Origin of the sequence: endosymbiont of Lamellibrachia barhami (assembly GCF_011947365.2) — a bacterium.
Lineage (GTDB): Bacteria > Pseudomonadota > Gammaproteobacteria > Chromatiales > Chromatiaceae > QGON01.
The window spans coordinates 1854817-1877780 of record NZ_JAAVSH020000001.1 but is presented as its reverse complement, the minus strand read 5'-3'; the positions used below and the strand labels follow the sequence as shown (position 1 = coordinate 1877780).

At 58.2% G+C, this 22964-nt stretch carries 18 protein-coding genes; 11 read left to right on the top strand and 7 right to left on the bottom strand.

Annotation, left to right across the window (positions count from 1 at the left end; translation table 11 throughout):
• Positions 1-301 precede the first annotated feature (301 nt).
• From G9Q73_RS08370 to G9Q73_RS08360, 3 genes are all read left to right on the top strand, one after another.
• On the top strand, positions 302-1381 hold the full coding sequence (locus tag G9Q73_RS08370) for a phospholipase D-like domain-containing protein (protein WP_177419377.1): 1080 nt from the start codon (positions 302-304) through the stop codon (positions 1379-1381).
• A gap of 128 nt (positions 1382-1509) precedes the next feature.
• Positions 1510-2571 carry a GGDEF domain-containing protein gene (locus G9Q73_RS08365; protein ID WP_177419376.1) on the top strand — a complete coding sequence of 354 codons (1062 nt, stop codon included), beginning with the start codon at positions 1510-1512 and terminating at the stop codon, positions 2569-2571.
• Positions 2572-2806: 235 nt separating this feature from the next.
• On the top strand, positions 2807-3016 hold the full coding sequence (locus G9Q73_RS08360) for a cold-shock protein (protein ID WP_177419375.1): 210 nt from the start codon (positions 2807-2809) through the stop codon (positions 3014-3016).
• Positions 3017-3185: 169 nt separating this feature from the next.
• Here G9Q73_RS08360 and epmB read toward each other — a convergent pair whose 3' ends face one another.
• Entirely contained in the window at positions 3186-4220 is a 1035-nt protein-coding gene (gene epmB, locus G9Q73_RS08355) for an EF-P beta-lysylation protein EpmB (protein WP_246345135.1), read from the bottom strand.
• Positions 4221-4278: 58 nt separating this feature from the next.
• Between epmB and efp the strand changes: the two genes are divergently transcribed.
• Both efp and epmA read left to right on the top strand, forming a co-directional pair.
• Positions 4279-4851, top strand: coding sequence for an elongation factor P (efp, locus tag G9Q73_RS08350; protein ID WP_177421360.1), 573 nt, complete (start codon positions 4279-4281; stop codon positions 4849-4851).
• An 11-nt stretch (positions 4852-4862) separates the two neighbouring features.
• The gene (gene epmA, locus G9Q73_RS08345; protein ID WP_281397572.1) at positions 4863-5843 is read left to right on the top strand and encodes an EF-P lysine aminoacylase EpmA; all 981 of its coding nucleotides are present in this window, start codon (positions 4863-4865) and stop codon (positions 5841-5843) included.
• Between the two features lie 183 nt (positions 5844-6026).
• Here epmA and G9Q73_RS08340 read toward each other — a convergent pair whose 3' ends face one another.
• Genes G9Q73_RS08340 through G9Q73_RS08315 form a run of 6 tightly spaced genes read right to left on the bottom strand, consistent with a single transcriptional unit; the run spans position 6027 to position 11952 of the window.
• On the bottom strand, positions 6027-7175 hold the full coding sequence (locus tag G9Q73_RS08340; RefSeq protein ID WP_369408859.1) for a DUF3570 domain-containing protein: 1149 nt from the start codon (positions 7173-7175) through the stop codon (positions 6027-6029).
• Complete coding sequence (locus G9Q73_RS08335) at positions 7162-7386, bottom strand: DUF4266 domain-containing protein (RefSeq protein WP_177419372.1); 225 nt, start codon at positions 7384-7386, stop codon at positions 7162-7164. The genes G9Q73_RS08340 and G9Q73_RS08335 overlap by 14 nt, the downstream gene beginning before the upstream one ends.
• A gap of 3 nt (positions 7387-7389) precedes the next feature.
• The gene (locus G9Q73_RS08330) at positions 7390-7893 is read right to left on the bottom strand and encodes a TlpA disulfide reductase family protein (protein ID WP_177419371.1); all 504 of its coding nucleotides are present in this window, start codon (positions 7891-7893) and stop codon (positions 7390-7392) included.
• 17 nt (positions 7894-7910) lie between these two features.
• Entirely contained in the window at positions 7911-8594 is a 684-nt protein-coding gene (locus G9Q73_RS08325) for an outer membrane beta-barrel domain-containing protein (protein ID WP_246345134.1), read from the bottom strand.
• Complete coding sequence (locus G9Q73_RS08320; protein ID WP_177419370.1) at positions 8564-9316, bottom strand: SH3 domain-containing protein; 753 nt, start codon at positions 9314-9316, stop codon at positions 8564-8566. The genes G9Q73_RS08325 and G9Q73_RS08320 overlap by 31 nt, the downstream gene beginning before the upstream one ends.
• 5 nt (positions 9317-9321) lie before the next feature.
• Positions 9322-11952, bottom strand: a complete 2631-nt coding sequence (locus G9Q73_RS08315; RefSeq protein ID WP_177419369.1) for an HzsA-related protein — start codon at positions 11950-11952, stop codon at positions 9322-9324.
• Between the two features lie 519 nt (positions 11953-12471).
• Between G9Q73_RS08315 and G9Q73_RS08310 the strand changes: the two genes are divergently transcribed.
• Genes G9Q73_RS08310 through G9Q73_RS08285 form a run of 6 tightly spaced genes read left to right on the top strand, consistent with a single transcriptional unit; the run spans position 12472 to position 22943 of the window.
• The gene (locus tag G9Q73_RS08310) at positions 12472-13656 is read left to right on the top strand and encodes a hypothetical protein (protein ID WP_304956580.1); all 1185 of its coding nucleotides are present in this window, start codon (positions 12472-12474) and stop codon (positions 13654-13656) included.
• 57 nt (positions 13657-13713) lie between these two features.
• Positions 13714-16152, top strand: coding sequence for a LamG domain-containing protein (locus G9Q73_RS08305; RefSeq protein ID WP_246345133.1), 2439 nt, complete (start codon positions 13714-13716; stop codon positions 16150-16152).
• A gap of 14 nt (positions 16153-16166) precedes the next feature.
• The gene (locus G9Q73_RS08300) at positions 16167-17753 is read left to right on the top strand and encodes a general secretion pathway protein GspF (protein ID WP_177419368.1); all 1587 of its coding nucleotides are present in this window, start codon (positions 16167-16169) and stop codon (positions 17751-17753) included.
• A complete protein-coding gene (locus G9Q73_RS08295; RefSeq protein ID WP_177419367.1) occupies positions 17753-18283 on the top strand; it encodes an AraC family transcriptional regulator in 531 nt (176 codons plus the stop codon). Before G9Q73_RS08300 ends, G9Q73_RS08295 begins: the two co-directional genes overlap by 1 nt.
• The gene (locus tag G9Q73_RS08290) at positions 18280-20139 is read left to right on the top strand and encodes a tetratricopeptide repeat protein (protein WP_177419366.1); all 1860 of its coding nucleotides are present in this window, start codon (positions 18280-18282) and stop codon (positions 20137-20139) included. Before G9Q73_RS08295 ends, G9Q73_RS08290 begins: the two co-directional genes overlap by 4 nt.
• Positions 20136-22943: a tetratricopeptide repeat protein gene (locus G9Q73_RS08285; protein ID WP_246345132.1), complete on the top strand. Its 2808-nt coding sequence runs from the start codon at positions 20136-20138 to the stop codon at positions 22941-22943. The genes G9Q73_RS08290 and G9Q73_RS08285 overlap by 4 nt, the downstream gene beginning before the upstream one ends.
• The last annotated feature ends 21 nt before the right edge of the window (positions 22944-22964 follow it).

The window sequence follows — 22964 nt, the reverse complement described above, 5'->3', positions numbered from 1 at the left end:
CCCAGGGTCAGAAAGGTCCCCAGGCAGAGAACATCGTACCGCTCTAAGTTATTGAGCTGCGATTTGGCATTGCATTGAACGCAATGCAGGCCTCATTCCCTTTTGGGGGGTGAGGACTTGAAAAGGCAGGACCTGAGGGTTCTGCCTTTTTTATTGCCTGAAGATGTGGGTCGCTTTGAGCCTGTCGATATCTCCTTGAATGCGTGCTGGCAGGCTATAGGATTAAGTGTTAAAACTAGAATAGTTCCTTATTCCGGCATCCTGGATGCTTGGTTCACGATTACTGAAAGGAGTCAGGTAAATGCCACTCGAGTTGGGTGATCTCCGCCTCTATATGGGGCCGCAAGAACTGGGCGGCCCGGATGATCTCGAATCTCCCATAGTGGAGTTTATCGAGCAGGCACAAAAAAGGCTTGATGTGGCCATTCAGGAACTTGAGTCTGAACCGATAGCCCGGGCTTTGGTTAACGCAGCGCATAATGGGGTTAGCGTCAGGCTTGTGCTCGAGGGGGACTATCTCATCGAGCGCGAAGATCTTGATGACGTGTTTGTCCAGTGTGGTAAAAAAGAGCAAAATCGTTCGATGTTAAACGCCCTGCATCGTGCAGGCATCAATGCAAAACTCGACTATAATCCCAGAATATTCCATCAGAAGTTCATGGTTCGGGATCGTAGTGCGGTACTCACAGGCTCCACCAACTTCACCCCTACCGGTACCCAGAAAAACCTGAATCATCTTGTCACTGTCCAGGATCAGAAAGTGGCTAGGGAGTATGCCAGCGAATTCCGTGAGATCTGGAGTGGTGCCTTTGGGAAACGCCACTTCAAAAGCCGTAAAGCGCCGAAGGAGGTCGATGTGTCGGGTGTCAGGGTCAAGGTCCTGTTCGCGCCCGACCACTCCCCCGAGATGGAGATCATGAAGCAGATGCTCAAGGCGCGAGAGCGGATCGATTTTGCAATTTTTACCTTCTCCAAGTCCTCAGGTATCGATGATGCCATGATTGCACGCCGGTTGGGGGGGATTCCGATCAGAGGCGTCTTTGATGCAGGGCAGGGCAATCAGTACTGGGCCGCGAGCAAGGGACTTGCCGAGAGTGGTGCCGAAGTCTATCTGGCGCGAAAGGGGCGGGGTTGGAGTCCTGGGCGACTCGGAAAGCTCCACCACAAGCTGATGGTTATCGATGACAGCGTTATCATTGCCGGAAGCTTTAACTACACGAAACCCGCAAATACACTTAACGATGAGAATATTATTATTATCGGTGATTTAGCGGAAGGCAGGGCGGCATCACGTGACGCTCAAGCCAGTTTGTGCCGCTATGCCAGAAAGGAGATCGACCGTATTATTGACAAGCATGGACACAAACTGACAGGTGGCTAGTTTGTCTGGATGACCCTTCTGAAACCTTCCGAACAGGCGCAATACGAAAGCATTGTTCTTAACCTGAATCGTTAATAGTGGTATTTTAAAGTCGGTTGATTTCTCTCCATTTAGCTAAACTATCCGTTATGAAAGAACAGAAAGAGGAAAGTGCCAGCCCCGCACTGTTTCATCCCGATACGCCGGATCAGGCCGGTGAGTTTTTTCGCTTGGCCATCCCGCTGCTCGCCAAACATCAGCTTCCCATAAATCCTGTCAACTTCTCCCTCTTCTACAATTATATGGCGGGAAGAGATGCCCGTTTGAGAGAGAAAGTCGACAGGTTTCTGGAGGGTCAGGCAGCTTGGTCACAGGAGGATGCGGATAAACTCTTCCGGCGTTTCCTCTACAGTTGCGATGGTGAGGTTCTGCAAGATCTACGAGAGGAGCTGCTTGCCATCGTCGCCCAGACTATCGGTGCACTGGTGGATCTTGCAGGCAAAGCGGCTGTCTCAAATGAAAAACTCGAGCAACATATCAATCGGTTGGCCAAGAGTGAGAAGGCTGAAGATGTGCTCGCTGTCGTGACTGACATCATGTCGGATACTCGTGTACTCGCGATGGAGAGCCAGCGGCTGGAGAGCCAGATGACGACCTCATCCGATGAGATGGAGAGACTCAGGGATGAGTTGGAGTCTGCCAAGCAAGTGGCATACATCGATGTGTTGACGGGAGTCTTTAACCGCCGGGGGTTTGATCAAACACAGGATCATCTGATTGCTGATGCAGAGCGCCGGCGAGCAGCAAACTTTTCGCTGATACTGGTGGATCTGGATCATTTCAAGAAGATCAATGATACACATGGTCATCTCGTGGGTGACAAGGTACTGAGCGCAATCGGGAAACTTCTGAAAACACATACCAAGGGGAGTGATTGCAGTGCCCGCATCGGGGGAGATGAGTTTGCCCTCTTGCTCCCGGAAACGAGTATTACCAGCGCCTTTAGTCTGGCGGAAAATCTACGGAAAAATATCAAGAAGCTGGTGCTTAAGCGCCCGAGCACTGGCGAGACGCTGGTTGACGTCTCTGCCTCAATGGGTGTTGCTGCGTTCAGGTTGGGGGAATCCTCGCATGAATTTCTCGATCGCTGTGATAAAGCAATGTATCGGGCGAAGAAGCTTGGGACGGGTAGGGTGATTCTGGCCGACTAGAGGTTTTTCATCAAACCTGCGGAGAAACTCATGCGGTTTTCGTGTCACCTGAAGGTTGATAACTTCATGATTAATAAAATATTTTTTTGGCGCATGTGCCTGTAAGCTTCATTTGTCCGGTCGGTAAAGTTGGCAGGTCAGTTTTTTTGCTAATCCGTACGCAAAAAACTACAATCAGAATGTTAGTCTACTGTTTGAGTGGGCTGTTTTACTAACATTACAGAGGTTCTTCAAAATGTCTGAACAGCAAACAGGCACCGTTAAATGGTTTAATGATGAGAAGGGTTACGGATTTATCCAAAGGGAAAATGGTGCCGATCTCTTCGTTCATTTCCGCTCAATCGTAGGGACTGGTCGCCGGACCCTGGCGGAAGGACAGTCAGTTCAGTTCACCGTAGGTGAAGGGAAAAAAGGCCCCCAGGCTGAAGACGTAACGCCGCTGTAATTTTTACACCGCAGTCTTTTGGAAGACCGGCCAGGGTTGACCTGACCGGTCTTCTCTACAATTCGACACAACCCACCAGCGGGATATTGCCTCGCAGGCATACTTCATTCGTCCCGAAACTTCCTCAACCTGTTTTACCAGACCGCCTCACCTCTTCTATGCAACGAGGCTATTGTGAGGTTGTTTGACAAGAATCGGAGTGGATTGAGGATTGTTCTGATAGATCGAAACCTTCAGGTCTTTTCGACGTCTCTCCGGCGGTCTCACGCACCAGTTTGGGGACCATATACCCCGGCAGGCGGGATAACAGGCCACTATATAACGCGCGGATGCGCTCCTGCTCGACTTCAAAATGGGCGGCTCCCTCCACTCGATCCAGCAGATGCAGATAATAGGGCATGACCCCCGCCTCGAACAGGCGTTCACTGAGTTCCACCAATACCGCTGTCTGATCATTGACGCCACGCAGCAACACGCTTTGGTTCAGTAGCAGTACGCCGGCCTTCTGCAATGCCTTCAACTTTTCGGTCACTCTGTTGGAGAGTTCACGCGGGTGGTTGGCGTGTATCACCAGAACGGATTTGAGACGATTTTCCCGCAGATGGGCGAGTAGTTCAGGGGTGATGCGTTCTGGAAGGACGACCGGCAGGCGGCTGTGCAGACGCAGGCGCTGCAGATGGGGGATTTCGCTGAGTTGCTGCATCCACCGGCCAAGTTTTTCATCACTCAGCATCAACGGGTCGCCACCGCTGAGAATGACCTCGTTGATTGTTGGATGTTCGCGTAGATAGGCGAGCAGCGTTTCCCACTGGCGAGGCGTGGCGCTACCGTTTTCGTAGGGATAGTGGCGCCGAAAACAGTAGCGACAGTGTATGGCGCAGGCGCCGGTGGTGATGAGCAGCGCGCGTCCATGGTATTTGTGCAGCAGTCCGGGAACTGCATGGGCCTCCAGGTCGCCGACGGGATTGCGGGAGAAACCCTGCGCATGCAGCGACTCATCCTGAAGTGGCAGGATCTGACGCAGGAGCGGATCCTCTGGATCGCCTCTCCTCATCAGGGCTGCAAAGCCTCTGGGCACGCGCATGCTGAATTCGGAGCCGAATTCCACTGAAATGCTGTCTCGTTCGATTCCGAGGTAGTCCAGCAGTGTCGCCGGCCGGGTAAATGCCTCGCTGAGCGCCTGCTGCCAAAGAGGAGTCTGCAAAGTTAACCCGCTCTCAGGTATGATATGCGCCGCAATCGATATGTTTCGTGAGGAAGTCATGGCAAGTTACAGCACCAGCGAGTTTAAGGGCGGTCTGAAGATCATGATGGACGGTGATCCCTGCGCCATCATTGAGAACGAATTTGTTAAACCAGGCAAAGGCCAGGCCTTCAGCCGGGTAAAGATCCGCAACCTGAAGACTGGCAGGGTGCTGGAGAAGACTTTCAAATCCGGCGAGTCGGTGGAAGCGGCTGATGTCATGGAGGTTGATCTGCAGTATCTCTATGCTGATGGCGAATTCTGGCACTTTATGGATCCCGAGACATTCGAGCAAGTCAGTGCTGACGAAAAAGCCGTCGGCGATACCATAAAGTGGATGAAGGCACAGGATCTCTGCACCATTACCCTTTGGAACGGTTCCCCCATCATCGTTGCACCGCCGAACTTCGTGGTGCTGACTGTTACAGATACCGACCCGGGCCTCAAGGGGGATACCTCCGGCAGCGGTGGCAAACCGGCGACCCTTGAGAGCGGCGCCGTGGTTCGGGTGCCGCTTTTTGTCCAGATCGGCGAGATGATCAAAGTCGATACTCGCACCGGCGAGTATGTTTCCCGCGTCAAGGAAGGTTGACTTCCGGCGACTTGGCAAATACGGATTGGCGCCCCGTTGCCACGCAGGAGATGCTGCGGGCGAGGGCGGGGCTGCTGGCGGGTATCCGGTCATTTTTCAGGCAGGCCGGGGTCTTGGAGGTCGAAACCCCCGTCTGCTCCCGCTTTGGGGTGACCGACCCCGCCATAGAGAGTTTCACCACCCGTTACACTGGCCCCGGTGCGGCACGCGGGGAGACCCTCTATCTCCACACTTCTCCGGAATTCCCCATGAAACGCCTGCTGGCGGCGGGCAGCGGGCCTATCTATCAGATCTGCAAGGTATTTCGGGGAGGGGAACTCGGCACTCGGCATAATCCGGAGTTTACCCTGCTTGAGTGGTATCGGCCGGGGTTTGACCACCTTGCTCTGATGGATGAGGTGGCGTCCCTGGTGAATGCCGTACTGCCATCCACCCTGCCAGTGGAACGGGTGAGCTACGGGGAGGCTTTTCAGCGCTATCTTGGCATCGATCCGCATGCCGCTTCGGCTGCAAGCTTGCGTCAATGCGCCATCGATGCGGGCATCTCCGATGCGGAAACCCTGTCTCTGGATAGTGCGGATGCCTGGCTCGACCTGCTGCTGACCCAGCGCATCGAGTCCCACCTTGGCAAGGAGCGGCTGAGCTTTCTATTCGACTATCCGGCCAGTCAAGCGGCATTGGCAAAGGTGCGCCAGGGTACGCCAGCCGTGGCTGAGCGTTTCGAGCTCTATCTGGAGGGGATTGAGATCGCCAACGGCTTCCATGAACTGACCGATGCCCAGGAGCAGCAGTGCAGATTCGAGCAGGAGAATGCGACCCGTGAAGAGAGGGGCTTGCCGAAAGTGCCGATGGACAGAAATTTACTATCCGGTCTGGCATCCGGGATGCCAGAATGTGCCGGTGTTGCTCTGGGCATAGACCGGCTCTTGATGCGAGTGACGGATGTGGCGTCTATCGAAGAGGTTCTGGCGTTTCCCTATCTGCGTGCCTGAGGATGTGGTTCGCAAGCTCACCCCATCCCACATGCTGAAACACATCAATGGATGTAGGCTGGTTCAAGCGTAGCGGAACCGGCAATTCCATGCGCGCTGTCAATGTTGGTATGCCCGATCCGCTACGCTTGATCAGACCTACATTCTTACTCTAGCCCCGCCCGGAAACGTCCAATGCTGCAATCAATAATAGACTGAGAGATAGAGCCGCATCACATTGGCGGACAGTTCGTAGAGCGGTTCCTGTCCTACTGCTTCCGACTGGCTGATATCACGGAAATCCCGGTAGTTGAAATAGAGATAGTTGTAGGCGAGATTGAGGCTGGCGCTGTCCAGCAGTTTCCAGCTCTCCCGCTGCAGTTTGTAACTCATCCCAAAGCCGACCGAGTGGCTGGAGTAACTGCTCAGCTCCTTGTCACGCGCCAGGTAGTTCTGTGACTGAACCCGCGGGAAGAGGTCGCTGTAGAAATCTGCGGCGTTCTGGGTGTAATAGCGGTAGCTGAGATCGAAGGTCCAGTTGTCTCCCAGGGGGTGAGTGTAGCCGAGTTCGGTGTTGTGGGCTGTGATGCCCCAAGTGTCGGTGAAGTAACGATACTCCCCCGAGAGCGCCGCGCGATATGGCAGATGGTAGCGCAGGCGGGCCGACAGTGCGTTGCTGGTACGGGTCCGGGGGTAGACTTCGGATTCGAAGCTGTAACCTGTTGGACTGGATGCATCGAGATAACGCACCGAGCGGTAGGGGTTATTGAGAAAACCCTCGTCAGCGATGGTCTCCCAGGAGAGGGCGAACAGGGTGTTGGCGGTGACCACCTGACTCAGGGCGAGACTGAAGCTGTTGCGCGTCACCTCGTCGCTGAAGTCAGCGTCACCGTTGCGTCGTACTTCATCACTGCCCCGGCTGTAACCCAGGGTAACGTTGGTGAGGTCTCCGAGCAGATCCTGTCCGATACTGAAATGGATCGTATCGGCGCTGTAGTCGCTCTCCTCGCTGCTGGTGTAGCCGAGGTTCATCTGCGAGTTGCCATACAGGTAGTCCACCGATGCGCTGTTTTCAGTGCGATTTTCAGTGTAGGGGCTGGCGGTGGTCACCACGTCGATAGAGGCGCTGGAGATGGCGTCGACATAGTAGTTGGCGGAGGCTGAAAGGCTCTCGCCAAACTGCTTGCGTACCAGGATGGAGGGGCCGCTGACTGTCACTCCGCCACCGTCGTAGAGGTGGTACATGGCATCCGCCCGCTCCTCTGGCAGTTGTGCCGCCAGTACCGGCAAGGCAACGGCGAAGCTGCCGATCAGCAGCAGTCGGTTCGTTTGTTTGATCTCAGTTACAGCCACAGCCGCCTCCCTGACCACCTTCGGCGCCGCGCGCAGCCTCTCGTGCCTGATAGACATGGTGCAGGTAGCTTTCTGCCACCGGATTGCGACTGAAGCTCATGATCGGATCGGCCAGCTTGGCCCGTTCGTAGGGTTTGACCCAGGGTTCCACGGCGCAACCGGCCAATGATGTCAGCACTAAGAGCACCGCAGAGAGAGTGGTCGCTTGCATGGTCTACTCCTTCACCAGTTGCCGAATCTGCTCCTGATAGGCTTGCTCGTAACCGGGCCGAAAACCTTGATGCAGGAATCGTTGATTGCCATCCCGGTCGATCAGCAGGGTGGTCGGCATGGCGGATACGGCATAGCTTTTGCTGACCCGGTTGTCATTGTCGAACAGGATTGGAAAGCTCACCCCCAGCTCCTTGGCCAGCTTGCGTACCTTGGCATCATCCTGCTCCACGTTGATCCCCAGCAGGGTAAAACCGAGTGGCTGGTAGCGTTGATAAAGTTCTTCAAGCAGCGGCATCTCCTGTCTGCAGGGGCCGCACCAGCTTGCCCAGAAGTTGATCATCACCACTTCGCCGCGCAGTTCGCTGAGACGCAGGTTCTCGCCGCTCAGACTCTTCAAGGTGAAGTCGGGGGCCAGCTGAGAGGCCGCCCATAGTGGGGTGAAATGCAGTGATAGCATTAGCACCAGGGCGGTTAATATTGGGTGTTGTTTGGCAGTGTTTATCATTCTTAAGGCTCCTGATTTCAAAAGAACAGGCTCAAGCCACCGCTCAACTCGATGTTGTGGGTGGTTTTATCCTCCCCCAGCAGGTCACTGTCGAAGAGGTGGTCTCGCACGTCAAGACGCAGGGCGAAGGCATCGGTGAGCAGAAAACGGTACCCCAGGCCAAGGTTGATGCTGAAATGGTCATCGCCGGCAAAGGTGGTGTTGCCGGCGCCGCCGATCAGATAGAGATGGCTGTTGAAGGCTCTCCCCTTGCCGATGAATACCTCTCCTGGTAACAGGTTGTAACCCAAAGAGAGGTTGTAGTAGGTGAAATCGCGTTCGCTGTCGGTGAGCAGCTGCGCGCTACCGCTTAAAAGTTCATAGCTGGTCTTGCTGGCGCGGGAGTAGCCTGCATCCGCCTGCAGGAAAAAATCTTCGCTGAGGTGGTAGTCGAGACGCGCGCCGTAGACCGGGTTGGTGCCGAAGTCCTCGATGCTGAGCGCACCGGCAAACAGGCTGATCTCGAAGTCTTCGGTGTCGATCTCAGGCTCGACGATCTCGCGCCGATCGAGGTCGGGTAGAATCACCGGCTCCCTGCCGCTCTCCATCCCCCCGGCTGCTGACAGGGATTGCCATGGCAGCAGCGCTAGCAGCAGCCAGAAGCCGACAGATCGTCTGATCGGCCGGCTTTTCAGAAGAAGAAAGCGATACCTAATTTCCATTCCGAGTACTCCTCGTTGTCATCACGACTGGTGAACACCAGTCGATTTTTGTATTCACCGCGCAACATGAAACGGCGTCCCAGGTAGAAGCGCGCCCCGAGTCCCACGTTGGCGGTCTGGTCAGTGCGATCCTCACTCTGCACCAGGGTGCTGCGTGGCCGCGTGTGGATGAGGCCGGTGCCGATGGTGAAGAAGGGCGAGATTCTCCACTCAGGAAAAGGCTGGGCAACAAGATTTATGTCTGCCATCAGTTGGCTTGAGACGTCCCCCAAGGCGTGGGAGAAGGCGAGCTCGGCACTGAGATTCTGTGACAGGGCGAAGCCGCCGTATGTGCTGAGCAGGGCGGCGCCTTCAAAATATCCGCCCAGCAGGCCCGCTTCCCAGCGGCGTCGGCTGAAGTCGTCCAGTCGAGGTGCATCCAGATGCAACGGCTCGCCCTGATGGTCGAGGTTTCCACTGAGCTGATCCAGATGGATCCAACCCTCAACGCCTTTGTGGGTACGCAGCTTGAACCAGTCGGTGCGGCGTTTGAGGATCTCCACCCGCTCGCCCCGCCCCACGGCATGAATAGCGGGAAAGGCGCGTCCCGGGCCGGTCTGCAACTCAATGTAGGGCGCGCTGATCTCCACCTCCCGGTAGCGCTCTTCCGCTGCTGCAAGCGTACTCAACAGCCAGAGCGGAAGCAGGTAGATCAGAAATAAGCGAGGGCGGGCAGCGGCCATCGGGTTCAATCTTCGACGGGAATATCGAAGGGGTTGTTCCAATATTGGGCACCGATGTCGAGCCATTCGGACAACAGCCGCAGTTCGGCCGGGCTCAGATAACCTTCGTGGGAGCCGCCCATCGTGAAGCGGTCAAAAAAATAGCTGGTCTGTGAGGAACCGGCCCGCATCGAGGGTCCGGGGGCGCGTACCGGCACCATTATCGGGATCGGCAGGCCGTCGGCGTCAAGGATAAGATTGCCGTCTGCGTCGGTTTCAAACAGGAGGTTGCCCTCGCCGTCGGTGTCCTGTACCAGCTGATCCAGCAACAGACCGTTGATGATCTCCTGCACATTGTCGGAAAAGAGCAGTTCCCGGTAGGCCTTGAAATGGTCGGATTGAGCGTCCGAAGGGCCGTCACTCAGGTCGAGCTGGCCGGCGGAAACCTGTAGGGCGCCGTTTTCGTCGATGGTTCCATGGCACTGGTTACAGCGGTGATCTTCGATCAGCTGGCCGTTTGCGTCGAGCAGCGGACGCGGGACATTCCAGAGAGGATGGATATGTTGTTCATAGTGGATCACCGTGCGGCAGAGACGGGACCAGTTCTGCTGGCAGGATTCGGTGGTGGGAGCCGGTGCGTTCAGGTCAGCGTAACTATAGCTGAAAGAGGGATCCTTTGCCCGCACAACCGGGTCGGTCCAGTGATCCTCAAACAGCAGATCGACGTTGGGACTGAGGGCGGCACAGTCACTCTGGCAGCTGATGCGGCCGCGGGCCTGGGCCATGGTCTCGCCCTGGTTGGCCCAAATCGCCGGATCGCTGTTGGGAAAGGGCAGGCCGTCACCCAGGGCGCCGACGTTGACTGCCACCGGCAGGGCGTCCTTGCGGCCGTGAGGTACGGTATCCGCCGGGTCGTGACAGCCGTGGCACGTGAGTGTTTCGCCGGGACGCAGATGCAGCCAGTGGTCATGGCGATCGCCGATCCGCCGCCCGTTCCGGTCGAGCAGGCTGAAGCTGAAGGGGGTGTCGGCCGGAACCTTGATATTCACCGAGCCGTCGGGTTCGATGGGGGCGTAACCGAGGATCTCGCGCATTCCCAGGCTTCGGTTGCGACCGAAGGCGCTGCCGGGTATATCCAACAGATCGTCGGGGGGGAGTGCCACCGGTTTGAACAGACGCAGGAAACGCAGTGGACGCTGATCGGCTGTGGTCAGCGCCGGATCCGCCAGAGTGGCCAGGTCGGGAACGGCGGTGTCCTGGCCGTCCAGATCGTAAACGCTGCGGATCTGCAGCAGCCCTACGCCCTCTTCCGCCAGCAGAATGTCGGGGATATTGTCAAAGATTATGGCGGGGGCGTTGCGCGCCTGTAACGCCACCACCTCTTCGTAGACCACTCCGTCGGTGGGGCTGAGTACTGGCATCTGCGTTGTCTCGTCCGGGTCATAGACGTAGATGCCGTAGAGTGGGGGGGCTTCCACTGCGCGGGGGTCGGCAAGATTTTCCTCTGTACAGGGCAGGGTGAGACTCTCGATCCGCAGGCGGCACTGACTCCAGCTCAGCAGCAGCCGGTCTGTGCCGTCCCGGAGCGGAAAAGCGTCACGATAGCGACCGCCGGTGGAAGGGGCGCTATCGGTGCGCACCAGGTTTACCGTGGCTGGCGGTTGAGCTGTGCCCGGCAGGGTTTCGCCGCCGCTGAGCGGACGGTTGTGATCGACAAAATTATCGATATCGATCCGCACCAGATCGCCACCATCCAGGTTGTTGAAGGGTCGCAACAGGGTCAGCAAGCCGCCGTCAGGCAGTTCGCGGGGGCGCAGGAACTGCACTGCTGCCCCATCAGTTCCCGTGGCGTGGCTGTCTGCGCCATAGAGAAGCTGCAGATTAGTGCCGTCAGGATTCATCTGATAGAGGTCGATTGCCTCGTTTCCACTGCGTTCCCAGCGGCTAAACACCACCCGTCCGTCGCTCAGCACTGTGGGATCCAGGTCGTGACTCTGGTTGAAGGATATCTGCTGGATTTCGCTGCCGTCTGCCTGCATCACATGCAGCACGAATATGGGCTCCTGGCCGGATTCGTTGATCGCGGCGTACTGTGGTTTGCCTTCGTCCAGCAGCAGCGCCCTGGCACTTTTCTGCCGGCTGGAACTGAACAGGATCCGGCCGTCCGGCAGGTAGTGGGGGGCGATGTCATGGCCCGCTTCTGCATGGGTATTGGAGATAATGACGCGGCGCAGACTATTGTCGGCATGGTGGTACTCCCAGATGTTCCAGCTCGGCTGGTCCGCCTCATCCAGACCTTCGATCAGAGGCAGACGAAGTGAGAACAGCAGTCGCTCGCCATCATAGGAGACCTGCAGATCCCGAACGTCCCCCTTCCCGCCAGTGAGCTGACGAGTGAGATTGCGCTCATCTGCGCTGGGTGATGCGCGCTCGCGCAGGTAGAGATCGGCGCCGGCATTGAAGGTGATCAGGCGGCGCATGTCCTCCTGTTCGATACCGGTGACAGGACGTTTTACATAGGCAACCGGGTGGTCCACTACCACAGGGTCTGCTGTCTGCTCGGCTCCACCGCAGGCAACCAATAAGATTGGAGTCAGGATGCCGGAAAGATATCGGCATGCCGTCGGATGTTTCTTAAGAAAAGTAAACAAGAACATCAGTCGATGATCTCCATAATCCATTATTAAATTAAAGAATTGGTCCGATCTGTTGAGCAGAAAAATGTCAAACGAAATATTTTTCCGGGTTGGTAACAAAGATTTGCCAGTGCTTTGTTTTTTGCATTCGTCTCTTTTTATTCGTGCTCAACCAAGTGAGTTCATTATGAATGGGAGAGCCGTATAAAAACTGCAAAGGTGGTCACATTGGGTGTGGTGGGATTTGTATCCAAGTCACAGAAACAACTCATCCATGCCTGCATTATTTAGTTCAAGAGATATTTTCCAGGTCTTATTCTGAAGATTAAGAGTGCTTCAGACTTAATTGATAATAATAAATATCTGCCAGTAAAAACATTGGGTGAATGAAAATATTAATTCGGTAAGCAGAGTATGTGTTAATCGAAAAATATCACTGGCCAATGTGGTTGGCTTGAATAATAAAAAGCAGTTCCGTTTATTGCGCAGAATAAATTTTTATCGTAAGGCATTCGATATATATACAAGGTGAGGATAAAAATGGGTCTACATATAAGGAGGGGATTGTCGGTCAGTGATGCACTGATGCTGGGCTGTCTGGTTCTATTCCTCGTTATCTCCCACCCATTGTTGGCGGGTGCAAAGGAACAGGCCCGGCGGATGCACGATCGCATTGCGGGGGTGCCGCCGAGTCAGTTGGTGTTGGACCAAATGGAGACGGAGATAAACGTCAACAACGACCCGGTTGCTGCGGCCTATATCGCCATGGAGAACCCGGCTTTCTACAACGTGACCCTGAAGAATTTTGCCGCTCCCTGGAGCAATGAGGAGCAGAGCGGCTTCGTGCCGCTCAACGACTACACCGCCACAGTGATCGGCATGGTGCGCGATGAGGTGCCCTTCAACCAACTGTTGTCAGCGGATCTGCTCTATATCGGTGATCCGGCCTTGGGCCTGCCCGGCTATTCGTCTGCAAACAATGATCACTATGAGGCGCTGGAGCAGCGCGGAATCGATCTCAAGGCAGGACTGGTGGCGACACAGCAGTCGCTGGCCGGTGGTTTGCCGGTCTCCGCCACGGCCGGAATCGTGACCACCCGGCAGGCGGCCAGGGCATTCTTTTCCGCCGGTACCAACAGATCCATGTACCGATTCACCCTGTTGAATCATCTGTGTGTCGACCTGGAACAGATCAAGGATACCACCCGCTCCGCTGACCGCATCCGTCAGGATATTCCCCGCAGTCCAGGCGGCGACAGCCGGCTCTTTCTCAACAACTGCATCGGTTGTCACACCGGCATGGATCCACTGGTCCAGGCCTATGCCTACTACGACTTCGATGAAAGCGCAGGTCGCCTCGTCTATACGCCGGGAGTGGTACAAGCCAAGTACCTGATCAATGCCGATAACTTCAAATATGGCTATGTGACGACCGATGATCGCTGGGACAACTACTGGCGCACGGGACCCAATGCCCTGCTTGGCTGGGATCCGGTTCTGCCCGGTGGTGGCAACGGTGCCAAATCCATGGGTGTGGAACTGGCCAACAGCCAGGCATTCGCCAGCTGTCAGGCAAAAAAGGTCTTCAAGAGCGTCTGCCTGCGGGAGCCGGTGGACGCCGCCGATTTTTCCCAGGTCGAAACCATGAGCGCTTCCTTCAAGTCCGATAACTACAGTCTGAAACGACTGTTCGCCGAATCGGCGGTCTATTGCCGGGGTGATTGAGCGGTGCGGGTGGTCAGCGAAGATATGAGGCTAAAGATGATAGGCGCTAAACAGAGAATGGCGTTGATTGGCGGGTTATGGCTACTCGCCGCTGTGTCGTTGAATGGCTGCATGGAGGGTGTCAGCACCAGCGAGATCCCGTCCACCAGTGCTCAGGAGGAGAGCAGCTACAAGGGACCGGCGGCACGTACCAGTGATGTCCAGGCGTTTCGGATCAGTCTGTGGGAGAATCTGCGCTCCACCAGCCGTTGCGGTAACTGCCATGGTGAAGGGGGTCAGTCGCCCCTGTTTGCGCGCAACGATGATGTCAATCTGGCCTACAATGCGGCCAATTCGCAGGTCGATCTGGTCAGCCCCGGTGATTCACGTCTGGTGACCAAGACAGGCGGTGGGCACAATTGCTGGCTTGCCAGTGATATTGCCTGCGCAGACACTATCACTGCCTATATCGAAGCCTGGGCCAACAGCAGCGGTATTGGTGGCGGCCGTCAGATCGAACTCAAGGCCCCGCCGATCAAGGAAGTGGGCGACTCGCGTTTCCTGCCGGACGATTTCGGTCTTTTCTCCGTCACTGTCTATCCACTGCTCACCAGCCACTGTGCCGAGTGTCATAACGAAAATGCCGTCACCCCAGAGGCCCCGTACTTTGCCGGTCCCGATGTGGCGGTGGCCTACGCGGCAGTGGCTTCCAAGCTCGATCTGAACCGGCCGGAGGCATCGCGCCTGGTGGTACGGTTGCGTACTGAGTTTCACAACTGTTGGAGCGGCGAATGCCTGGCGGATGCGGATGACATGGAGGCCCAGGTGGCCGCCTTTGCCGCCCAGGTACCGATCTCACCGGTTGATCCCGCGCTGGTGTTGAGCAAGGCCCTCAACCTGGCCGACGGGGTGATCGCCAGCGGCGGCAGCCGTCACGAGACCAATCAGATCGCCCTGTATGAATTCAAGGCCGGTGAAGGCGATATCGCCTTCGACACCAGCGGTGTGGAGCCGGGACTCAATCTGACCCTCAGTGGCGAAGTGGCCTGGGTCGGTGGCTGGGGACTCGAATTCAGCGGCGGCAAGGCGCAGGGTTCCACTGGCGCCAGCAGCAAGCTGAATGAGCTGATTCAGGCCACTGGTGAATACACCATCGAGGCCTGGGTGGTGCCGGCCAATGTGACTCAGGAGGGGCCGGCTCGTATTGTCAGTTATTCCGGCGGCACAGATATCCGCAACTTCACCCTGGGCCAGACCCGCTATAACTACGACTTTCTGCAGCGTTCCAACCAGACCGGAGCGAATGGTGAACCTGCGCTATCCACCGCCGATGCGGATGAACGCCTGCAGGCCACTCAGCAGCATGTGGTAGTTACCTTCGACCCGGTCAATGGTCGTAGCATCTACGTCAATGGCCGCTTCACCGATGATCTCGACCCGGTTCCGGGTGGCAATCTGAACGATTGGGATGACACCTTCGCCCTGGTGCTGGGTAACGAGGTTTCGGGAAACCGTCCCTGGCAGGGCAAACTTCGAATGCTGGCAATCCACAATCGCGCCCTGACACCTGAACAGATCGACCGTAACCTGGTGGCCGGCGTGGGGGAGAAGTACTTCCTGCTGTTCAGCGTGAGTGAATTGGTGGGTTTGCCGGAGAGCTACATCCTGTTTGAAGTCACCCAGTACGATAGCTACAGCTATCTCTTCAACCAGCCCCGGTTCATCAGTTTGGATGCGGGTGTGCAACCCACGGGTCTCCCCCTAGTCGGTATGCGCCTCGGTATGAACGGTCGCGAGGTGGAGGTGGGCCAGGCCTACGACAATCTCGATCTCACCCTTGGCGGCAGCGCCTATTCGGCCGAACAGGGCCAACTGCTGTCGCCACTTGGAACGGCGATCGCCAGTGAGTTGGGCGTGGCGGGGGATGAATTCTTCCTCAGTTTCGAACAGCTTGGCAGCCAGAGTAACGTCTATACGGAACCGCTGCCGCTGGCCCCACCACCTCCTGCTGATGGCGAGCCGCAATCGGTGATTGGGCTGCGCACTTTTGATGAGATCAACGCCAGCATGTCAGCGCTGACCGGTGTCAGTTCGACCCGCCCGGAGGTGAGCGCCACCTTCGAGAGTGTCAAACAGCAACTCCCGGCGATTGAGACCATCGGGGGTTTCCTCTCCGCCCATCAGGTGGCGGTGTCGCAGTTGGCGATCGAATACTGCAATGCTTTGGTGGACGACCCTGTCTTGCGCAGCGGCTACTTCCCCGGCTTCCCCTTCGACAGCGAGCCGCAGAGCGCCTTTACCACCAGCCGTGACTTGATGCTTGATCCTTTGATGACACGGATGCTGGGCGGAGGCCTGGCAGATCAGCCCAGTGAGACAGATGTGCGCACTGAGTTGAATCAACTCACAGACCTGCTGATCGCCTGTGGTGCCGGTTGTGAACCGGGTCGCACCGGTGTGGTGGTCAAAGCCAACTGCGCCGCGCTGCTCGGCAGTGCAGTTCTGCTGTTGCAATAAGACGGATTAAAGTGATGAAACGACGAGTCAGAAACCTCTCCCCGGACACGCCACTGCTCTACCCGGACCATCCGCGCCCCGTCAGCCGGCGTGATTTCATCCGCCAGGGGCTGGCCGCCGGGCTTGGCGCGGTGACCGCGCCCACACTGTTCGGACTGTTCGCCAATCCACGCCAGGCCAGTGCTGCCCTCTCCAGTGATCTGGAGACCCTGAAACAGTCCTGCGGCATTGCTGTTCAGGGGGCCGGCAAGATTCCCTTCATCTGTTTCGACCTGGCCGGTGGCGCTAATATTGCGGGTTCCAACGTGCTGGTGGGTGGGCAGGGGGGGCAACTCGATTTTCTCACGACCGCCGGATATAGCCGCCTCGGCCTGCCAGGCGATATGATCCCGCCGCTGGCCAACCCCCAGTCGGCATCCGGTGATTTCACCAACAGTGATCTTGGGCTTGGTTTTCACTCCGACAGCGCCTTTCTGCGCGGTATCCTGGAGCGGGTCTCTCCCGCCACCGCCGCCAACATCAACGGTGCGGTGATCCCGGCGCGTTCCGACAACGATACCGGCAACAACCCCCACAACCCGATGTACGGCATCAACCGCGCAGGCGCCGACGGTGAGCTGTTGACCCTGATCGGCTCACGCAATTCCGAGTCGGGCGGCAATTCGGTGGCGCCATCAGGAATGATCGACCCCAGCCTGCGTCCCACCAAGGTCGATCGCCCCAGTGATGTCACCGGGCTGGTGGACACCGGCAAACTGGTAGGGCTGCTCAGCCAGGGGGATGCGGTGGCGGTGATGGAGTCGATCCAGCGCATCAGTGACATGCGATTGGATCGGGTGGATACCCGTATCAGCAGTGACGCAGTGATCAAGGAACTGGTGCGCTGTGGTTATGTGAAGAGTGCCGACCTGGTGGACCGTTACGGTGACCCCGCCGCCCTCAACCCCTCCCTGGATCCAGACATCATCGGGCCGATATTCAGCCAGGCGGAGTACGACGGGGAGAGCGAATTCCGCAAGACCGCTTCGGTGATGAAGCTGGTGCTCAACGGTTATGCAGGCGCCGGCACCATCACCATGGGTGGCTTTGACTATCACACCGGCAACCGGTCGGTGGGGGAGATCCGTGATCTGCGCGCCGGACGCTGCATGGGCGCCTGCCTGGAGTATGCAGCGCGGCTAGGGGTGCCATTGATGCTCTACGTTTTCAGTGACGGTTCAGTGGCCAGTAACGGTGCGGTGGACAACTCCATTGAGGGGCGAGGAAAAGGGGTCTGGACCGGCGACAATGGTTCAACCGCAGCCTCCTGCTTCCTGGTCTACAATCCGGCGGGCCGTCCCGGGTTGCTCGGCGCCACCCTGGAACAGCAGGCGCAGCACCAGCAGATCGGTTTCTTTCGCGGCGACGGTTCGGTGGAGACCAGCGCCGCCCCCGCAGCCAACAACGTCAATCTGCTGGTGGAAACAGTGGTGCTCAACTACATGGCACTGCATGGGGAACAGGGTGATTTCAGCGGACGGTTTCCCGGCCACGGACTGGGCAACGCGACGATGCTTGACCAGCTCACTGCCTTCCAACCCATCGTCAATGGAACGCTCTGATGAAAACCAGACTGTCGAAAATCCTCCAGTTGTCAGCCCTGCTGCTGTCCCTGTCCATCGTGGGCCAGTCTCAGGCAGACGAACCCGCCGACCTGCAGAGCCAGGTGCGGTCGCTGAAGAAGGCAGTGGTGGCGCTAAACCGGGATCTCTTTTTGTTGGAGGAAGAGTTGCTTTTTCCCGGCCACACCCAGGTCTCGGTCTTCCTCTCTCTCGACCTGGGTGAGTTCTTCACCCTTGACTCTGTGCAGTTGAAGATCGATGACAAGGCGTTGGCCAACCACCTCTACACCGAGCGGGAACTGGCGGCGCTACGCCGTGGCGGGGTGCAGCGGCTCTTTCTCGGCAATCTGAAGAGCGGTGAGCATGAGCTGGTTGCTTTCTTTACCGGCATCGGTCCTGCCGGTCGTGACTATCGTCGCGCCACCAGCCTCAATTTTTCCAAGGGGGTCAGCCCCAAGTTGCTGGAGCTGCGGATCGTTGATTTGGAAGCCAGGCAGCAGCCGGAGTTTGACGTCCGGGAGTGGGAGTGAGCCAGGCAGGTTTCATCTTGCGGCTGGGGGTTGGCCTGCTGGGGGCTCTGCTGAGCAGCGCGACGCTGGGTGGATCTGTACCGGCCGAGACCGGGGTGCGCGATCTACACTATGGCGAGGCGCTGTTCCAGCTCTTCCAACAGCGCAACTTCACTGCCATTACCCACCTGCAAATGGCCCAAGCCAAGGGGGCGATGACCGCCCAGGGTGATGAGCCGGAGCTGGTCCTGGGCGGGCTCTATCTCGCCTACGGTCTCTACGACGAGGCGGAACAGCTGTTCAAGCGGCTGCTGGAAAAGGCGGCAAAACCCGCAGTACGTGACCGGGCCTGGTTCCAGCTGGCGCGGCTGCATCAGCAGCAGGGTCGGCCTAAACGGGCGGCCGCAGCCTTCGCGCGCATCGGCGATGCTCTGCCCGATAATTTGCATGAACAGCAGCGCGAGCTGGCCGGTCTGATCGCAATGGCGCAGGGTGACCACCCGCTCGCCATACAGCGGTTGGTGTCTCCTGATGGAAGGTCAGCGTGGCAGGGATTTCATCTCTTCAACCGGGCACTGGCGCAGCTTGGTCAGGGCAGTGAGCAGGAGGGCCGAGATCTGCTTGATCAGCTGGCCGGGCTCGACGCCGATGATGAGGAGCACCGTGCCTTGCGCGACCGCGCCAATCTGCTGCATGGACAGTTGTTGCTCGAAGCCGGGGAGAGTGCTGCGGCGCAGGCGCGGCTGCAGCGAGTGCGGTTGCAGGGTCTCCACTCCAACCAGGCGCTGCTGGCGCTGGGTTGGGCATCCTTCCACCAAGACCAGTTTGAAGAGGCGCTGACCCCCTGGATGGAGTTGGCGCAACGGGATCTGGACGACCCGGCAGTGCAGCAGGGGCTGCTGCTGGCTCCCCAGGCGCTGCAGCAGTTGGGGGCGGAAGCCGAGGCCCTCAAACGCTACCGCCAGGCGCTGCAATTTTACCAGACGGAGCTGACCGAGCTGGGCCTGTCGATACAGGCAGTGGCCAAGGGTGTGCTGCTGCCGGATCTGTCGACGCTCGACGGGGGAGGTGAAACAGGCGGGTTGCTGTTGGCGGGCGATCCGGATCAGCGCCGTCGTCTACGGGGACTGCTGGCAAAGCACCGCTTCCAGCAGGCCTACGGCGACTATGTCGATGTGGGTTTTCTCAGCGCCAATCTCCACCGCTGGTCCACCACCATCGAGACCTACGACCACATGCTGGAGGTGCGGCAGGCCGCCTATGCCGAGCAGTTGCCAAGGGTGGAGGCGGCGCTATCCGATCAGCGTCTGCAGGGCTTGCAGCAGCGTCGCGAAAAGTTGTTTGAGATGCAAAAAGAGCTGGCTGACAACAGTCTGCCACTGCGGTTGGCCAATGCCGAAGAGCAGGCCCAACTGGCCCGTATGCAGGCGATTGAAGCGAAAATGAACCAAATGGGTGACGCTGTTCAACTGGAGAGCAAACGCCAGCGGCTAAGGCTGATGAAGGGGCTGCTGAACTGGCAGGTCGAGACTGACTTCAAACCCCGTCTGTGGCAGTTCAGCAAATTACTCCGTTCGACAGGTGATGAGCTGGAGCAGAGCCGGCAACTTCGTGAAAGGTTGAAAGGGGCGTTAGAGCAGGCGCCCGGCCGTTTCGAAGGTTTTTCGGGGCGCATCGAATCTCTGAAAGTGCGCATTGCAGAGCTGCAATCTAGCGTGAATGTGACCCTGAAGGCACAGGCCGGAGCGCTGAATCGCCTGGCCAGCGAATCGCTGCAGCAGCGCCGGCAGGGCCTAGAGGCGCTGCAGATCCGGACTCGCTTCGCGCTGGCTCAGCTGCAGGACCGGGCCGCTGCCCGCAGTGAGGCGAGACCATGAAGGTCCTGACTCTGATACTGCTCCTGTCCCTGCTGCAGGGGTGTGTCTCCTGGTTGCAGCGGCAGCCCGAGCCACCCACTCTGGCCAGTCTGCCGAGCCGGGAAAGTGCGGTGGAAGCAACGCCGGTCGAGGCAATGACGCCTGAGAGGGTGATGGAGGACTACCGGGCGCTGCTGCAGCAGCCTGCGCCCCCCGAGCTGACCCATGAAGCGACCCGGCGGTTGGCGGACCTGCAACTGGGGCAGGGCGAACGGCGGCTTGCAGGGGAGGCCCAAGGTTTGTCGGCGGAGGTTCTCTTCGACAGTGCGATCAAACTTTATCGGCAACTATTGGAGCAGAATGACGACATAACCGGGCGTGACCGGCTCTACTATCAGCAGGCCCGGGCTGAAGTGCTGGTCGGCCGGTTGGAGGCATCGCAGCAGACCCTTGATCGTCTGGTGCGGGAACATCCGGAGAGTCTCTATTTCCAGGAGGCGCAGTTTCGACGGGGCGAGTGGTTGTTCACCCGTGCTGACTATGCCGCAGCCCAGCGAGCCTATGCTGCCGCCGTTGCTGCGGGTGGGGATTCGCCGTTCCACCAGCGGGCCCTGTTCAAACTCGGTTGGGCACTGTTCAAGCAACAACAATTCGATGCGGCACTGGATGCCTTCGTGGCGCTGCTCGATCTGCGTGCGGATACGCTCAACCGCCTCGACAGCAAAACCCTGACGCCCAGTGACCGGGAGCTGATGCAGGATACCCTGCGGGTCACCAGCCTCTGTTTTACCCAGCAGGGGGGCGCTGGAGGGATCGACCGATATTTTCAGTCAAACGGCGAACGTCCCTGGCTGCATCGGGTCTATCGCAGCCTGGGGAACCTCTATCTCAAACAGGAGCGTGTCCTCGACGGGGCTGATGCCTATCTTTCATTCGTGCGACGGAGTCCCAGCCATCCACAGGCGCCGTCGCTCCAACTGCTGGCAATCGAGAGTTTCCAGAGCCACGGTTTTCCCGGCCAGGCATTGGCGGCGAAAAGAGAGCTGGCGCAACGTTACCGGCAGGATGGTGAGGCCTGGAAAGGACTGGAACACGAGAGCCGGATCGCCCTCACCCCCCATCTGCGAAAGTATCTGCGGGATCTGGCGAGCCACTATCATGCCTTGGCACAGCAGCCCGGCAAGGTAAAAAAGGGGCAGCGCGATACCTGGTTCAGCGAATCGGTTGTCTGGTATCGCCACTACCTGAGCCGTTTTCCCGGCGAGGCACAAAGCGGTCGGATCAACTTTCTACTGGCGGAGTTGCAGTTTGAGCGGGGTGAATTTGGCCAGGCGGTAGTGGAGTACCAGCGCACTGCTTACGACTATCCACCTCACAAAGATGCCGCCGAGGCGGGTTATGCGGCACTGCTCGCCTTTGATCGACAGAAGTCGCTCCTGCCTGAGGTCCAGCGCCAGGCGTGGCAGCGTCAGGGGGCAGAGAGTGGTTTGCGATTTGCTGACCGTTTCCCCGCTGACAAACGAACCGCCGGGGTGCTGAGTCGTAGCGCCCAACAGTTGTTTCAGCTGGGGCATTATGGCCAGGCCAGAAAAGTGGCGCAGCGCAGCCTGGAGGGTAAAACCGGGCTGGATGTAAAGGGCCAAAGGGTAAGTTGGGCAGTGGCTGCCCACGCCGCCTTCGAATTGGCCGACTACGCTGAAGCGGAAACCGGCTACAACAAGCTGCTGCAACTGTCGGCGGGGGACAAGGCGGGGCAGGGGACGATCCGGGAAAAGCTTGCGGCGGCTATCTACCAGCAGGGTCGGATCCTGAGTGAAAAGGGCGAGGCAGCGGCAGCGGCCCAACACTATCTGCGCGTGGGCCGGGTGGTGCCCGATGCGTCGATTCGTACCACTGCTGAATACGATGGCGCGGCCAGCCTGATCGCTGCGGGGCAGTGGGGGACGGCTACCGGGGTATTGGAGGGATTTCGTCAGCGCTATCCCGAGCATGAGCTGACGATCGATGTCGAGCGCAAACTGGCCCTTGCCTATCTGCAAAATGGGCAGCCGCTGGAGGCTGCGGCGGTGTTCGCGCGGGTTGCCGTTGCGCCTCTGGCGACAGAGGTACAGCAGCAGGCGGCCTGGCAGGCAGCGGAACTCTACCAGAAGGCAGGCAGTGACAAGCGGGCGGTAACTGCATTCAAGATATACATAAAACGTTTCCCCCAGCCTCTGGAACCGGCGATGGAGGCCCGCCAGCAGTTGGTGGAACTCTATCAACGGCTGCATGAACCCGCCAAGCGTGACTACTGGTTGCGCCAGCTCGTTGCTGTTGAGCGCAAGGCTGGTGCCGCCGGTAGTGAACGCAGCCGCTATCTCGCCGCCCAGGCGGCGTTGAGGCTGGCCGAACCGGAATACACGGCCTTTGTGAAAATCTCTCTGAAACGACCCTTGGCGCGCAGTCTGAAGCGCAAAAAGCGCCAGATGCAGCGCGCCATCAAAGCCTATGACCTGGCGGCGGGTTTTGCCCAGGCCGATGTGACCACCCTGGCAACCTTCCGCTTGGCCGAGATCTATCGGCTCTTCGGCGAGTCCCTGCTGACATCGGAACGTCCTGCCGGGCTTTCGGCGGAAGAGTTGGAACAGTATGAGCTGCTACTCGAGGAGCAGGCATATCCCTTCGAGGAGAAGGCGATCGAGGCCCATGAGCAAAACGCCCGTCGGGCGGCGCAGGGTGTCTATGACGACTGGGTGCGTCAAAGTTTCAGTCAGCTGGCGCAATTAAACCCGGCGCGTTATGCCAAACAGGAACAGGGGGAGCGGGTGTTCAATGAGATGCGTTAGACCGATTGCGGGCCTCCTTTT